We start from the raw sequence: 15,579 nt of genomic DNA on the forward strand, positions 1-15,579 counted from the left end.
TCCACATGCCGACGAGGTAGCTAAGCAGCGCCGTGGACTACTACACTCGGTCATTCTTTGATACACGGAGGTTTTTCACATGCGGCGCGTGGTGTTCAATCAGAAAGGTGGCGTGGGCAAATCGAGCATTGCCTGCAATCTGGCGGCGGTGAGCGCCAGCGAGGGTTATCGCACCCTGTTGGTGGATCTCGATGCCCAGGCCAACTCCACCCAGTACCTGACGGGCCTTACCGGGGATGACATCCCTATGGGTATCGCCGACTTCTTCAAGCAAACCCTGTCATCGGGACCGTTCTCGAAGAAAAACCAGGTCGATATCTACGAAACGCCGTTCGAAAACCTCCATGTCATCACCGCGACCGCCGAGTTGGCCGACTTGCAGCCCAAGCTTGAGGCTAAACACAAGATCAACAAGCTGCGTAAATTGCTTGAGGAGCTTGGGGAGGATTACGACCGCATCTACCTCGATACCCCGCCAGCGCTGAATTTTTATGCGGTATCGGCACTGATTGCCGCTGACCGGGTACTGATCCCGTTCGATTGCGACAGCTTCTCGCGCCAGGCGCTGTACGGCCTGTTGGCGGAGATCGAAGAATTAAAGGAAGACCACAACGAAGGCCTGGAAGTCGAAGGCATCGTGGTCAATCAGTTCCAGGCCCGTGCCAGCCTGCCGCAGCAAATTCTCGACGAGCTGATCGCCGAAGGTTTGCCGGTGCTGCCGGTGTACCTGACCAGTTCGGTGCGGATGCGTGAATCCCACCAGGCCAATACACCGTTGATCCACCTCGACCCGCGACACAAGCTGACGCAGCAGTTTGTCGAGCTGCACAACCTGCTCGAAAACGCCTGATTATCGCCACGACACCGAACCAATGTGGGAGCGGGCTTGCTCGCGAATGCGGAGTATCAGTCGATATCAATGTTGACTGACACTCCGCATTCGCGAGCAAGCCCGCTCCCACATTGGGTTCGCGGTGTTCTTAAATCCCCTGGCTACGCAACCAGCTCATCAACTGCGGTAACGGAAACGCCCCGCTCTGGCGTGCCACTTCCCGGCCGTTCCTGAACAGAATCAAACTCGGAATCGAGCGAATCCCCAGCTGCGCCGACAATTGCTGGTTCGCCTCACTGTCCAGTTTCGCCAGCCGACATTTACCCGCCAATTGCCCCGCCGCCTGCTCGAACACCGGCGCAAACGACTTGCACGGCCCACACCACTCCGCCCACACGTCCACCAGCAGCGGCAGATCGCCCTTGATCTGACTGGCGTAATCGCCTTGCTTCAATTCGAACGGCTTGTTCAGCAGAACCTCGGCCTTGCAGCGGCCGCACTTTGGATGGTCGCTGAGGCGTTCGGCGGGGATGCGGTTGAGGCCGTTGCAGTGGGGGCAGGGGATGAGGAGTGGGTCGGTCATGAGGGTGGTCCTGTAAAGAAGCCGATCATCTCTATGTGGAGACGTCTGCTCACATTTTCAATCGTGCAGCGTCTGGTGGTGAAACTAGGCTGAGAGAAGGATACGAGTGAGACCGTTGGTCTGCTTAGGGGTATCGCAACTTGCGATAAAAAATCCCTGTGATTAACTCTTCCATAGCAAAATGCGATAAGGAATTGCATGCGAGTGTTTTCCGAAATCAAGCATGTGCTGGATCACCGCGAATATGAGCGCGGTAATTGGAAGGAGGGAAGAACATGAGCGTTCTGATCAAAAATGCGGCCGAGCACTGGGAGTTCGTATCGCCATTGCTACGCAAACCCAAAAACGAAGACGACTATGACACGCTGGTTCAGGCACTCGACGAGTTACTCGAGATGACTGGAGTTGATGAGTCGCATCCTCTAATGAGTCTGGTGGACATCATCGGTGACTGGATTGAGGAATGGGATCACAAGCATCACCCAATGCCCGAAGCCACAGGTGCCGAAGTGCTTGGTTACATGATGCGTGAACATGGATTGACTCAAAGCGACTTGCCGGGTGTCGGCCCACAGTCGGTCGTTTCCGAGATCCTGAGTGGAAAGCGCCAGCTCAACCTGCGGCAGATCCGCTGGTTGGCCGAGCGATTCAATGTGCCGGTAGGCGTCTTTATCTGACCCGCCTCACGACGAACAACTGATCTCCAAATGCTTCCCCCACTCCGGCGGGCGCTCGGCGTAGCTTTCCATGCCCGCTTGCTCGTCGAATGGATTGCTCAGCACCGCGTGCAGTCGCCGAACCTCTGAATAATCGCCACTTTCCGCGGCATCGATGGCCTTCTGCGCCAGGTAGTTGCGCAGGATGTACAGCGGATTGACCGCGTGCATCCGTTTGCGCCGCTGCTCCTGATCAACCTCGCCTTCACGGGCAACCCGGGCGATATACAGCTCGGCCCAGGCATCGAAGCCCTTGATGTCGACGAAGTCATCGCGCAAGCGGGCGACGGCCAGCTCGGGTGATTCATCCCCCAAACGGCGGAAGAACAGCGTGTAATCGACGCCGCTGTTCTGCATCAGTTGCAGCAACTGCTCCAGCAGCCTTTGGTCATCGTCTTCGGCCGTGGTGAAACCGAGGCGGCGGCGCATCAGGTCCAGGTATTGGGCCTGGTACAGCGGCAGGTACAGGCCGAGGGTTTCGCGCAGGGCTTCGACGCTGATGAATGGCGTCAGGGCCTGGGCGAGGGCGCTGAGGTTCCACTGGCCGATCGGCACCTGGTTGCTGAAGGAATACCGGCCCTGATCATCGGAGTGGTTGCAGATGAAATGGGCGTCGAAATCATCAAGGAACGCGAACGGGCCGAAATCGAAGGTGATACCGAGGATCGACATGTTGTCGGTGTTCATCACGCCGTGGCAAAAGCCGTAAGCCTGCCATTTGGCGATCAGTTCGGCATTGCGCTCGACGATTTCGCGGAACATCGCCAGATACGGTTCCGGTTGTTCCAGGCACTCGGGGAAATGCATGGCCAGCACGTGATCACCGAGTTCTTTCTGCTTTTCGGGACGCTTGGTGTAGTAGAAATATTCAAAATGCCCGAAACGCACATGGCTCGGCGCCATGCGCAGGATCATGGCCGCGCGTTCCTGTTTCTCGCGCCACACCGGGGTGTCGGAGCCGATCACGCACAGGGCGCGGGTGGTCGGGATGTTCAGGGCATTCAGCGCTTCGGAAGCGAGAAACTCGCGGATCGACGAACGCAATACCGCGCGTCCATCGCCCATGCGCGAAAAAGGTGTCTGACCGGCGCCTTTGAGGTGCAAGTCCCAGTGTTCACCGGCCTCGTTGTAGACCTCGCCCAGTAACAAACCGCGACCGTCGCCCAGCTGCGGGTTGTAGGAACCGAACTGATGGCCCGAATAGACCATCGCCCGAGGCACCGCGTCAGCCCAGAGCTTGTGGCCACTGAACAACTCGGCGAATTCCGGGGTTTCAGCCACGGCCGGGTCGAGATCCAGCAGCGCCATGGCGGCGGGGCTGGCCACCACCAGGCGCGGGTTGTCGATGGGCTCGGGCAGCACATGGGCGGAAAACGTATCGCCCAGGCGGGCGAAGCGGTTATCGAAGGTCAGTTCGTCGAGGGCTTTCAACGGCCATCTCCAGCAGAATGTCCGAGCATTCTGCTAGGGATAAGGCGGTTAGTCGAGCTTGGCGGGCGGCGGCTGAAGGGGTGACTTGCCTTCCACGAGCGGTACGATGGTTTTGGATTCCGGATCGATCGGCACCATTTTGTATTCCTGGCCTTGAAGATTCTTGAGGTAAACCTCCACTTGCCGGAACGAAATGTTGATGTGCTGTTTCTTGAATTCACGATTGATGAAGCGGTTGACCTCGTCGAGTACCGGGTTACGGTCACCGAGGTCACGCACGTGCATGCGCAGCTCGTGGTCGAGGGTGCTTTCACCGAAGTTCAGGAAGTACACGTGGGGTTCCGGGTCTTTCAGGACGCGCGGGTTATCGCGCGCGGCTTTGAGCAGCAGCTCTTTCACCAGGTCCAGGTCCGACCCGTAGTCGACGCCGAGCTTGAGGGTCACCCGGGTGATGGTGTCGGTCAGGGACCAGTTGATCAGTTGCCCGGTGATGAACGTCTTGTTCGGGACAATGATGTCCTTGCGGTCGAAGTCGGTGATGGTCGTGGCGCGGATGCGGATCTTGCTGACCGTGCCCGACAGGTTGCCGATGGTGATCGTGTCGCCGATCCGCACCGGACGCTCGAACAGGATCATGATGCCGGAGATGAAGTTCGCGAAAATCTCCTGCATCCCGAAACCGAGACCGACCGACAGCGCCGCCACCAGCCATTGCAACTTGTCCCAGCTCACGCCGAGTGTCGACAGGGTCGAGACGAAACCGACACCGGCAATCACGTAGGACAGCAACGTGGTCGTGGCGTAAGCACTGCCCTGCGCCAGGTTCAGCTTGGACAACACCAACACTTCCAGCAGGCCGGGCAAGTTACGCGCCAGCGCAAAGGTGATACCGATGATGATCAACGCGCCGAGCATGTCGCCGATGCTGATCGGCACCATGCTCATGTTGGCACCGGTGCCGCTGGTGTATTCGTAAAGGGTGATGTTGTCGAGGTACGAAAACACCGAAATCAAATCGGACCAGACCCAGTACAGCGCCGCGATAAAACCGCCCAGCAGTGCCAGACGGATCAGGCGCAGGGACTGTTCGTTGACCTTCTCGATGTCCAGCGTCGGCTCTTCGATCACCGCTTCGCCGTCGCCGGCCTCTTTCGCAGCCTGGCGTTTGGCCAGGGCGCGCTGGTAGGCCAGGCGTCGTGCGGCAACGCTGAGGCCGCGGACGAAGGTGGCTTCGATCACCAGCCAGAACATCAGCAGGTAAAGGGTGTTGATCAACCGGTCACTGAGCTTCAGCGCGGTGTAGTAGTAGCCGAAGCACACCGCCACGAACAGCGCGACGGGCAGGACGGTGAACATGACCCCGACCGCTTTGCGGAACAGCGAAGCGTTCTGATGCGTCGGGCTGGCGATCAGCAGGCGGCTGAGCAGCCAGGCCATCAACGCGTAGCAGATCAGCACGACAGGCATGCCGAGTACGTCATCAGCCAGCGTCGCGGGTTGCAGTTCGGCCACCGCCACCACGGCAACCAATGCCATCACCACCAGCCCGAGTCGACGGACCCAGCCCTGAAGGAATTCGACCTGGGGTTTTTCCCAGCGGAAATGCAGTTCAGCCACGCCGCCCGGCGCGAGGATCCGGTAAGCGGTGTAGAACACCAGCCAGGCCTGGGCCATTTGCAACAGCGCCGCGCCCATGTTGGCGTTCTGCCCGCGGGCGTCGATCTGCAAGGCCAGACCGCACAAGGCCAGGCCCAGCGAGACCGGCATTGCCAGCAGGATGTTGATCAGGATGGCCTGGGGCGTGTGCCACTGGCTGTCGCGCTTGAAGTGGCCGATGTCCTGGTGAACTTTGCTTAGTCGGGCATACAGGCTTTTACGTCGCCACAGCAGGGCACCGATCAGCAACACCAGGGGCAGGAACAGCAACGGCCGCTGGATCAGGCCATCGCTCAGTTCGCTCAGGCTGGAAGCCCACGGCAGCGTGGTGACCTGCCGTTGCAGACGCTCCGGCACGCCGTGCATCCATTCCAGATCCAGCGGCTTGTTGCTGGGGATCCAGAACATCTGCTCGTCAAGCGTCGCCCGCAGGCTTTGCGTGGTGCTGAGCAGTTGTTTCTGGTTGAGCTGCAGGGTGATGGATTGGTTGAGCACCGCGCTCAGTTCGCGGTTGAGGCGTTCCAGCAGGTCGGCGCGGGTGGTGGCCAGCTCCAGCAAGCTCTTGCGCAGCTGCGGGGTGACTTGTTCCGGCGGCTGGGTCGCCAACAGATTGTCGACATAGGTCGCCGGGTTGTTGAGCAGTTCGCGCTGCTGGCTGACTTCGAATTGAAACAGGCGAATGTCAGCGATCTGGTCGGCCAGGTCGCGGTCGAGCTTGAGGCGCGGCAGGGCAGCCTTCTGTTTGTAGAGAATCTTGGAGAGCAGCAGGCTGCCCTTCAATACGTTGATCTGCTCGTCGAGGGCCGAATCGCTTTGGGTCACGCTGTCCAGTTGCTGCTTGATTTGCAGGTTCTGCTGGGTGATGGCGTTGAGGCGGTCGGTGTTTTTCAGCAGGTAGTCAGAGAGTTTCAGGTTCGCCGAGCTTTCGGTGGCCAGCAAGCTGCTGCTGCCAGACTTTTGCGCTTCGATGGATTGCTGGGTCACCGCCTCTTGGGAGTGGGCCAGGCGCTTCTCGTTGATCAGGGTTTGCAGCTCCTGGATCTCCTGATCCAGGCGATCGGTTTTTTCCTCGAGCAAGTCATGCTGGCTGTTGCCCAGGTCCTGCAACTGGCTGTTGCCGGCCAGTTCCTGACGACGCAGCGGGATCAGCGCGTTCAGGGCCACGAGCTCGGCATTAAGCTGGTCACGCTGCTCGCCGCTTAAAGTCTTGCCGGCATCCTTGCCGGTTTTGAGGATGTTGTTGATCTGCTGGATGCGCGTCTGGCTGGCCGAGATTTCGGCTTGGGCGCGCTCGGGACGGGTCTGGGCGGTAATCACCAGGCTGTTGGCGTCGGCCAGGGCTTTCTGCAGATCGCTTTGCTGGGTCGAGCGCTCGGTGAGCACTTGCTCGAGCTGCTGGACCGACTGGTTGGCGTAGCGCTGCGCAACCGGCTGCGCCTTGCTGGCCTTGAGTCGAGCCAGTTCCCGCTGGTTCTCGATGACCTGCCGGGGCGCGGTGGCCAGCTGCTGCTTCAGATCGATCAGTTTTTGATCGTAATCGCGCTTGTTATTCAGCTGGGTCAGCGTGCTTTGCAGGATGCCCTGCAAGGCTTTCTGATCTGCTTCCGGCAGTTTGCGATCGGCGATCTTGTCCAGATTCGCCTGCACGGCTTCGGCAGTTGGCGGTTCGGCCGCTTGCAACGTACCGACAGAAAGACTCAAGCCCAGCAGGGCCATGATGAAAAAAGTGCGCAGGGTTGACATAGAGACCGATCGAAAACGAGACGAAGTGTGGAGTTTAGAGGAACAAGCCCGGACCCGGGCGACTTCCTTCGGGGAATCTGACGCCCACTTTGCCGATCTTGTTCCCCTCCATGACCGCAACGGTCCAGATGGTGTTGTTCCACTCCACCTGGTCGCCGACAACGGGAGCGCCGCCGACTTTCTGGGCAATGAAACGGCCCAGGGACATGTCCGGATCGATGCCTTCGACTTTCAACCCGTACAGCGCCGCAACCGCAGCCAGCTGGGCGTCTCCTTCGAGTACGAAGTCGCCGAAGAAGCGCAAATCGAGGCCGCGTTGCGGTGCCTGGCTGAAGAGTTTTCCGAGGGCTGGAAGGTTGTGTTCATGGCCGATAACACACAGCAGATCATCGACTTCGAGCACTGTACTACCCGACGGATGGAGCAGTTGCTGGCCACGAAACAGGGCGGCGATCCGCGTGCCTTCGGGCATTTTCAGCTCGCGTAGGGGCGAACCGATGCACCACTTCTCGGCACCGAGGCGATAAACGAACAGCTCCCACTCGCTGGTGACATGCACTTCCAGCGCTGCGCGCGAGATCGGCGCCGGCTCCGGCGGAACGGTCACTTTCAAAAGCTTCGCCACCCACGGCAGGCTCGTGCCCTGCACCAGCAGCGACACCAGCACAATAAAGAAGGCGAGGTTGAAATAGAGCTGGGCATTTGGCAGGCCGGCCATCAGCGGGAACACCGCCAGAATGATCGGGACCGCGCCGCGTAATCCGACCCAGGAGATAAACGCCTTTTCGCGGCCATGGAACGCCTTGAACGGCAGCAGGCCGACCAGCACTGACAGCGGTCGTGCAAATAGAATCATCCACAAGGCCAGGCCCAGAGCGGGCAGGGCGATCGGCAACAGGTCGTGCGGCGTCACCAGCAGCCCCAGCACCAGGAACATGCCGATCTGTGCCAGCCAGGCCATGCCGTCGAGCATGTGCAGAATGCCGTGACGGCTGCGCACCGGGCGGTTGCCGATCACCAGGCCACACAGATAAACCGCCAGGAAGCCGCTGCCATGCAGGGCGTTGGTCAGGGCGAACACGACCAGGCCGCCGGCAATCACCAGAATCGGATAGAGGCCGTTGGCCAGGTTGATCCGGTTGACCAGTTGCAGCATGACCCAGCCACCGCCGAGGCCGATGACGGCACCGATGCCGAACTCACGCACGAAGTGCGCGAGCAGGCTCCAATGCAGGCCGGTCTGGCCGCTGGCGAGCATGTCGATCAGGGTCACGGTGAGAAACACCGCCATCGGATCGTTGCTGCCGGATTCGATTTCGAGGCTGGCGGTTACCCGTTCGTTCAGGCCTTTGCCGCCCAGCAGCGAGAATACTGCCGCGGCATCGGTGGAGCCGACGATGGCGCCGATCAGCAAACCCTGGATGAGGTTCAGGTTGAACAGCCAGGCGGCGACCAGACCGGTCAGTGCAGTCGTGATCAGCACCCCGACGGTGGCCAGCGACAGCGCGGGCCAAAGCGCCACGCGGAAACTCGAGACCCGGGTGCGCAAGCCGCCATCGAGCAGGATCACCGCCAGCGCGAGGTTGCCGACCAGATAAGCCGTGGGGTAGTTATCAAAGATAATGCCGCCGCCGTCGACGCCAGCGGCCATGCCCACCGCCAGGATAATCACCAGAATCGGGATGCCGAGGCGCGAGGAAAGTGAGCTCACCAGAATGCTCGCACCTACCAGCAACGCGCCGATCAAGAACAGGCTGTTGATGGTCGTCGCATTCAAAGGCAGTACTCCAGAAAGCTGAAAGGCGGGCACAAACTGACCATGCAGTCTGCGTGCCAGCGATTCTAACCTGTTGAAATGTGATGCTGTCAAAAAGGTTTTGCAGATCAAAAAATCGCAGCCTCACGCGAATCCTTTGCAGGAGCTGTCGAGTGAAACGAGGCTGCGATCTTTTCGGCCGTAACGCGATCTGCGTTTAAAGGCTGAATCGCCCAACCATGTTGTTCAGGTCCAGCGCCAATCGCGACAATTCATTACTCGCCGCGCTCGTCTGGTTCGCGCCGGTCGCCGATTGCACCGACAAATCGCGGATGTTCACCAGGTTGCGATCCACTTCGCGGGCAACCTGCGCCTGCTCTTCAGCCGCGCTGGCGATCACCAGGTTGCGCTCGTTGATCTCGACAATGGCGCTGTTGATCGTGTCCAGCGACAGACCGGCGCCTCGCGCGATGTTCAAGGTCGATTCGGCACGTTCGGTGCTGTTACGCATCGAATCCACCGCGTGTTCGGTACCGCTCTGGATGCTGCCGATCATGCGTTCAATTTCGCTGGTCGACTGCTGAGTGCGATGCGCCAGGGCACGAACCTCATCCGCCACCACCGCGAAACCACGCCCGGCTTCACCGGCACGCGCGGCTTCGATCGCGGCGTTCAAGGCCAGCAGGTTGGTCTGGTCAGCCAGGCCGCGAATCACGTCCAGCACCTTGCCGATGTCTCGGGACTCATTGGCCAGATCGCCAATCAGGGTCGCGGTGCTCTGCACATCGGCGCTCATGCGTTCGATGGCGCTGACGGTTTCCTGCACCAGGTCACGACCGTCGCCGGCCGAGGTGGTGGCGTTCTTCGAGGCTTCGGAAGTACTCACCGCGTTGCGCGCGACTTCTTCCACGGCGCTGGTCATTTCATTGACCGCAGTGGCGGCTTGCTCGATTTCGTTGTTCTGCTGGGTCAGGCCACGGGCGCTTTCGTCGGTGACGCTGTTGAGTTCTTCAGCGGCGGACGCCAGTTGCGTAGCCGAGCCGGAAATCCGCTGCAGGGTGTCGCGCAGCTTGTCCTGCATCTTCGACATGGCCAGCAACAGGCGGCCGGCTTCGTCGTCGCCATCGACATGGATCGGGCGAGTCAGGTTGCCTTCGGCAATTTCTTCAGCGGCGCTCAGGGCGTTGGCGATGGGTTTGGTGATGCTGTTGGTCAGCAGCCAGGCGAACAGCAGGGTCAGGCCGGTGGCGATCACCAGCAGGGTGACGACCAGGTTGAATGCCGAGGAATACTGATCGGATGCTTGCTGATTAAGATCGACCGCCTGTTGGTTGTTGATCAGCATCAGGCGGTTGAGCACCGCGTTGACGGCTTCAGAGTTGTTCAACAGATCGGTGTTGAGCAAGGTGCGCAGTTCTTCCACCTGGTTGTTGCGCGACAGGCTCTTCATCCGGTCTTCAAGCTGGCGATACTGGCCAAGCAACTGCACGTACTGGTCGTAGGCTGCACGCTCTTCAGGGTTGCTGATGAATTTTTCATACTCGGACTGAGCGGCACGGATCTGTTGATTGCGCTGGTCGAACAGCTCGATGGTCTTTTGCTGTATGTCGGGTTCGCGGTTGGTCAACAAGCGATAGGACAGGACCCGAAGGCGCAGCGTCAGCTGGGTGAACTCATCCAGCGCCTTGATGCTCGGCACGCTGCTCTCGACGATGTTCTCACCGGCGCCGCGAATCTTGCTCATCTGGTTCAAGGCAAACACCCCCAGAACCAGCATCAAACCGCCAATCAGGGTGAAACCGAGGAACGCCCGCGGTGCGATATTCATATTACGAAGGGACATGCTGTTTACCAAAGTGAGCGCACCCGTGCGGCGCTGAAGCTGACGTATGAGTGACTTATCGGTCATACGACTAAAGTCTTGAGGGCCTGCGCGGTTTTGTCGCAGACAGCCGTTACCTGTAGGAGCGAAGCTTGCTCGCAAAAATACCCAGGCGACGGGTTTACCCAGACAGCACGCGTTAACCACCTTCGCGAGCAAGCTTCGCACCTACAGGTGTTCGTACGCTGCTTTTGATCGGGCGACGAAGTGCAGGAACCAGATCCGCCAATCACAGTCTTTAAAACTCGCGAGGAAGGTCGCCCGCCAGGAAAATCAAGGCCTTGCGCCCGAATAACCCTGGCATCCGTGGTGACTTTTCTTTATCGTACGCGCCCCTTGAAAATGCTTGGAAAATCAAAATGTTGGAAGCATCCCTAAGCCAATTGGAACAGCTGGTCAGCGACCTGGTGCAACAGAACCAGAGCCTGCTCGCCACCAACCAGACCTTGAGTGCAGAACTGGCCCAGGCCAAGGATGAAAACGAAAGCCTGCAACTGAACCTGATGGAACAGGAAGAGAAACAAGGCGCCACCGCGGCCCGCATCCAGGCCCTGGTTGAGCGCGTCAGCGCCGGCCCGGTCAGCGCATGAATCACGGCGCCGCAGGGGTAAAAGTCGTCTCGATCCTGGGGGAGGACTATTCGATCAAGGCGCCGGCCGGGGAAGAGCAAACCCTGCTGGACGCCGCAATGATGTTGAAAGCTGCCCTGGCCGACACCAAAAGAAAGTACCCGACGCTGATCGGTGACCGCCTGCTGGTGCTGGCCGCGATGAATCTGTGTTCCCAGCAGATTGAAATGCAGAAGCAGCACAAGCAGGAACTCGACCGTTACCAAGAGCAAGTCAGCGCCACGGTTGAAGTGATCTCCAAGACGATCAATCAGGCCTGATCGGCTTTGCGCACAACCAAAGAATAGATTGTCGTTTGAGTTGTATACAATCGGCACGGCTGTTGCAGTGTTTCAGCCTCTTATTCTTTGGGGGTGCTCCATGCAGTTCTGGCGACGCAGTATTCAATGGCAGTTGATCCTCAGCATGGGCACCGCCCTGCTGGTCAGCATCCTGATCGTGGTTGGCATTTATACCCTCGTGGTCAACCGTCTCGCCCAGAGCTATCTGGTCGAGCAGGCACTGCCGTCGAGCATCGAGGCGATGCGCAACGACATCGAACGAATCCTCGTCCAACCCCTCACCGCCGCCAAGGACATCGCCAGCAACAGCATGGTGCGCGACTGGCTGGCCGGAGGTGAAAACAGTGCCCAAACCGATGCATTCGTCCAGTACCTGGAAGGCATCCGCGCCGAACACAAAGCCTTTACCGCGCTGATTGTCGGCACCGCTTCAAACCACTATTTCACGGAAAAAGGCCTGGACCGGACCCTCAGCCGTTCCAACCCCAAAGACGCCTGGTTCTACGCTTTCCTCGACAGCAACCAGCCGCGCACCCTCAATATCGACAATGACACCGCGACCGGAGAATTGGCGCTGTTCATCGACCTCAAGGTCGAGCAGGCCGGTAAAGTCGTGGGAGTTGCCGGGCTCGGGTTGAGCATGAAAGAGCTGTCGGAGCTGATCCACAACTTCAACTTCGGTGAGCGCGGCAAGGTCTATCTCGTGCGTTCCGACGGTTTGATCCAGGTTCACCCCGAGGCGCAATTCAGCGGTAAGCGCACCCTGGCCGAGCAAATCGGCGCCCCCGCCGCACAAGCGGTCATGGGTCAAAAAGTTGCCACTAACAGCAGCTTCGTTCGCGACGGCGAAGATTATCTGGCGTTGAGCCTGCCGTTACGGGACCTGGGCTGGACTCTGGTGGCCGAAGTGCCGCAGTCGCAGATCTACGCGGAAGCCCGTCGGGCCATGTGGATGAGCAGCGGCATTGGTCTGGCGGTGGCGCTGGTGTGTCTGTTGCTGGTGGTGTTGCTGGCTCGCGGGTTGGTGCGGCCGATCCGTCAGGTAACAGCCGCGCTGGTTGCCATCGGTAGCGGTGGGGGAGATTTGACCCACCGGTTAGATTCCAGCCGTGCCGATGAGCTGGGTGACCTGGCTCGCGGCTTCAATCGATTCCTCGACAGTCAGCGCGAAATGATCGGCGAAGTACTGACCACCAGCGATCGTTTGCGCACGGCCGTTGGGCAGGTGGCGCGGGTGGTGGACAACACCGCCGAACGTTCGGGTCGTCAGCAGGAAATGACCGACATGGTCGCCACGGCTGTTCATGAGATGGGCTTGACCGTGCAGGAAATTGCCCAGAACGCGGGTAACGCCGCCGTTGCTTCGCAGAACGCTCGCGATGAAGCGATGCAGGCTCGGGAAGTCGTCGGTGGATCGATCCGCCATATAGAAAGCATGTCCGATGAAATCGGCCTCGCCGCCAATGCGGTGGGCGAATTGGCTAATCAGGTCGCGTCCATCGATCAGGTGCTGGCAGTGATTCGCGGAATTTCCGAGCAAACCAACTTGCTGGCACTGAACGCGGCCATCGAAGCCGCGCGGGCCGGGGACATGGGGCGCGGGTTCGCGGTGGTGGCGGATGAAGTGCGGACCTTGGCGCGGCGCACGCAATCGTCGACCGACGAGATCCAGCAGATGATCGGCAGCCTCAAGCAGGGCGCAGAGAATGCGGTTTCATCCATGCATTCCGGGCAAGCAGCGACGGGTACCGGCGTCGAATCGAGTCAGCGCACTGGCGCGTCGTTGACGGCGATTACCGGTCAGGTCGAGCGCATCAGCGACATGAACCATCAAGTGGCGACGGCGACGGAAGAGCAGTCGGCGGTGACGGAAGAGATCAACCGGAACGTGCAGGGGATTTCCGATCTGGCTCGGGCGACGGCCGGAGAGGTCAGAGCTTGCCGTGAAGACTGTCAGACGTTGCAGCGGTTGGCGGATGATTTGGCGCGGCAGATGGGTGGTTTCAGGTTGAGTTAAGAGGTCAAGGTCAAAAGATCGCAGCCTCGTTTTACTCGACAGCTCCTACACGGGATTTGCATTCATCCTGTAGGAGCTGTCGAGTGAAACGAGGCTGCGATCTTTTTTGTGGCCCTTACACAAGTCTATGCCGGATCAAAACCACTCATCCTGCATCCCAAGACACACATCATCCCGAGCCTCAAGAATCGCCAGCTCTTGGTGGCAACCCGGCACTTCCCACGTCAGGAAATACCGTGCCGCCTGCAGCTTGCCTTTATAGAAGCTCACATCCGCCGCGTCCCCTTTCGCCAACCCTTCCTCCGCCCGAATCGCCTGTTCGAGCCAGCGCCAGCCAATTACCGTGTGCCCGAACACTTTCAGGTACAGCGCCGAGTTCGCCAGGCTGCTGTTGACCTTGCCTTGGCCCAGATCCGTCAGTAACCCGATGGTCACCGTTTGCAGGCGCGCCACCAGTTTCTCCAGCGGCTCACGCAGTGGCGTTAACGTTTCGTACGCTTGAGCACGCTCGGCGGTGTTGGCGATCAGGCGGATCAATTGCTTGAGCCCCGCACCACCGTTCTGCGCCAGCTTGCGGCCCAGCAAATCCAGCGATTGAATGCCGTGGGTGCCTTCATGGATCGGGTTCAAACGGTTGTCGCGGTAATACTGCTCCACCGGGTATTCGCGGGTGTAACCGTGGCCGCCGAGAATCTGGATCGCCAGTTCGTTGGCCTTCAGGCAGAACTCCGATGGCCAGGATTTGACGATCGGCGTCAGCAAATCCAATAGCTCATGAGCCTGTTTACGCTGGTCTTCAGTCTCCAGCGTCGTGGTGTCATCGAACAGGCGCGCCGCGTACAACCCAAGGTCGAACGAGCCTTCGACGTAGGCTTTCTGCGTCAGCAGCATGCGCTTGACGTCGGCGTGTTGAATGATCGCCACTGGCGCGGTGTTCGGGTCTTTGCTGTCCGGCACGCGACCTTGCGGACGTTCACGGGCGTACTCCAGGGAATACAGATACCCGGCGTAACCGAGCATCACCGCGCCCATGCCGACACCGATCCGTGCCTCGTTCATCATCTGGAACATGTAGCTCAAACCGTGATGGGGCTTGCCCACCAAGTAGCCGACACACTCACCGTTATCGCCGAAGTTCAGCGCGGTGGACGTGGTGCCGCGCCAGCCCATCTTGTGGAACAGGCCTGCCAGCAAGACGTCGTTGCGCTTGCCAAGGCTGCCGTCATCGTTGACCAGGAACTTGGGCACGATAAACAGCGAAATGCCTTTCACCCCGGCCGGTGCGTCCGGCAACTTGGCCAGCACCATGTGCACGATGTTTTCCGACAGCGGGTGATCGCCGCCGGAGATGAAAATCTTGTTGCCCTTGAGTCGATAAGTGCCGTCAGGCGCAGGCTCGGCGCGTGTACGAATATCCGACAGCGAAGAACCGGCGTGGGGTTCGGTGAGCGCCATGGTGCCGAAGAAGCGTCCGTCGATCATCGGCTGCAGAAAGCGCTGCTTCTGCTCATCGGTGCCGAAGCTTTCAATCAGGTTCGCCGCGCCCATGGTCAGGAACGGGTACGAGGTCGATGCCGCGTTGGCCGACTGGAAGTGCGCGAAGCAGGCCTGAGACAACAGCGTAGGCAGTTGCATGCCGCCAGCGTCGAAACTTCGCGCCGCGTTGAGGAAACCGGCTTCGAGGAACGCATCCACCGCCGGTTTCACTTCCGGAATCAGAATCGCCTGACCGTTCTCGTAGCGCGGCTCGTTCTCGTCATTCTTGCGGTTGTGCGGGGCGAAGAACTTTTCGGCGATGCTACGGGCAGTGCCGATAGCGGCATCGAAGGTTTCGCGGTTGTGCTCGGCGAAACGCTCACGCTGGGTCAGGCCTTCGGCATCGAGGACTTCGTACAGCTCGAAAGCCAGATTGCGGGAACTGAGCAACGTCTCGGACATGGCGGCCTACCTTTTTTTGGAATGGACCGAGTCTAGGCGTGGGAATAGAGGCTGAACAGGATGATTGATGAGCGTGATGGTGTGTTGCAGACACCGCTAATCAAATGTGGGAGCG

Annotated in this window: 11 protein-coding genes and 1 pseudogene; 6 read left to right on the top strand and 6 right to left on the bottom strand. The window is 59.6% G+C overall.

All coding sequences use genetic code 11. The features are described 5' to 3' along the window. The first annotated feature begins 79 nt into the window (after nucleotides 1–79). Nucleotides 80–850, top strand: coding sequence for a ParA family protein (locus ACA049_RS02290; protein ID WP_219093459.1), 771 nt, complete (start codon nucleotides 80–82; stop codon nucleotides 848–850). A gap of 130 nt (nucleotides 851–980) precedes the next feature. Here the strand turns inward: ACA049_RS02290 and trxC are convergent, their stop codons facing one another. Next, nucleotides 981–1,415, bottom strand: coding sequence for a thioredoxin TrxC (gene trxC, locus ACA049_RS02295; protein WP_497332804.1), 435 nt, complete (start codon nucleotides 1,413–1,415; stop codon nucleotides 981–983). 275 nt (nucleotides 1,416–1,690) lie between these two features. Between trxC and ACA049_RS02300 the strand changes: the two genes are divergently transcribed. Continuing rightward, entirely contained in the window at nucleotides 1,691–2,092 is a 402-nt protein-coding gene (locus tag ACA049_RS02300; RefSeq protein ID WP_497332806.1) for a helix-turn-helix domain-containing protein, read from the top strand. 6 nt (nucleotides 2,093–2,098) lie between these two features. Here ACA049_RS02300 and selO read toward each other — a convergent pair whose 3' ends face one another. The 4 genes from selO to ACA049_RS02320 all read right to left on the bottom strand — a co-directional run bounded on the left by selO (nucleotide 2,099) and on the right by ACA049_RS02320 (nucleotide 10,560). Next, nucleotides 2,099–3,562: a protein adenylyltransferase SelO gene (selO, locus tag ACA049_RS02305; protein ID WP_497332808.1), complete on the bottom strand. Its 1,464-nt coding sequence runs from the start codon at nucleotides 3,560–3,562 to the stop codon at nucleotides 2,099–2,101. 48 nt (nucleotides 3,563–3,610) lie between these two features. Further along, entirely contained in the window at nucleotides 3,611–6,961 is a 3,351-nt protein-coding gene (gene mscK, locus ACA049_RS02310; RefSeq protein ID WP_497332810.1) for a mechanosensitive channel MscK, read from the bottom strand. A 34-nt stretch (nucleotides 6,962–6,995) separates the two neighbouring features. Then, on the bottom strand, nucleotides 6,996–8,738 hold the full coding sequence (locus tag ACA049_RS02315) for a potassium/proton antiporter (RefSeq protein WP_497332812.1): 1,743 nt from the start codon (nucleotides 8,736–8,738) through the stop codon (nucleotides 6,996–6,998). Nucleotides 8,739–8,934: 196 nt separating this feature from the next. Further along, nucleotides 8,935–10,560 carry a methyl-accepting chemotaxis protein gene (locus ACA049_RS02320; protein WP_497332814.1) on the bottom strand — a complete coding sequence of 542 codons (1,626 nt, stop codon included), beginning with the start codon at nucleotides 10,558–10,560 and terminating at the stop codon, nucleotides 8,935–8,937. Between the two features lie 398 nt (nucleotides 10,561–10,958). Here ACA049_RS02320 and ACA049_RS02325 point away from each other — a divergent pair, with 398 nt between their 5' ends. From ACA049_RS02325 to ACA049_RS02340, 4 genes and pseudogenes are all read left to right on the top strand, one after another. Further along, on the top strand, nucleotides 10,959–11,189 hold the full coding sequence (locus tag ACA049_RS02325; RefSeq protein WP_090176480.1) for a hypothetical protein: 231 nt from the start codon (nucleotides 10,959–10,961) through the stop codon (nucleotides 11,187–11,189). Beyond that, on the top strand, nucleotides 11,186–11,488 hold the full coding sequence (locus tag ACA049_RS02330; protein ID WP_010464343.1) for a cell division protein ZapA: 303 nt from the start codon (nucleotides 11,186–11,188) through the stop codon (nucleotides 11,486–11,488). Before ACA049_RS02325 ends, ACA049_RS02330 begins: the two co-directional genes overlap by 4 nt. Before the next feature lie 145 nt (nucleotides 11,489–11,633). After that, nucleotides 11,634–12,662, top strand: a pseudogene (locus ACA049_RS02335) (HAMP domain-containing protein); the annotation flags it as partial. A 132-nt stretch (nucleotides 12,663–12,794) separates the two neighbouring features. Beyond that, nucleotides 12,795–13,526 (top strand): methyl-accepting chemotaxis protein, encoded by a 732-nt coding sequence (locus tag ACA049_RS02340; protein WP_497336756.1) that lies wholly within the window; start codon nucleotides 12,795–12,797, stop codon nucleotides 13,524–13,526. Between the two features lie 135 nt (nucleotides 13,527–13,661). On the opposite strand, the gene ACA049_RS02345 is transcribed toward ACA049_RS02340, so the two are convergent. Next, nucleotides 13,662–15,464, bottom strand: coding sequence for an acyl-CoA dehydrogenase (locus tag ACA049_RS02345; protein ID WP_497332816.1), 1,803 nt, complete (start codon nucleotides 15,462–15,464; stop codon nucleotides 13,662–13,664). Nucleotides 15,465–15,579: the final 115 nt, after the last annotated feature.

The organism is Pseudomonas sp. LBUM1662, from assembly GCF_059695915.1.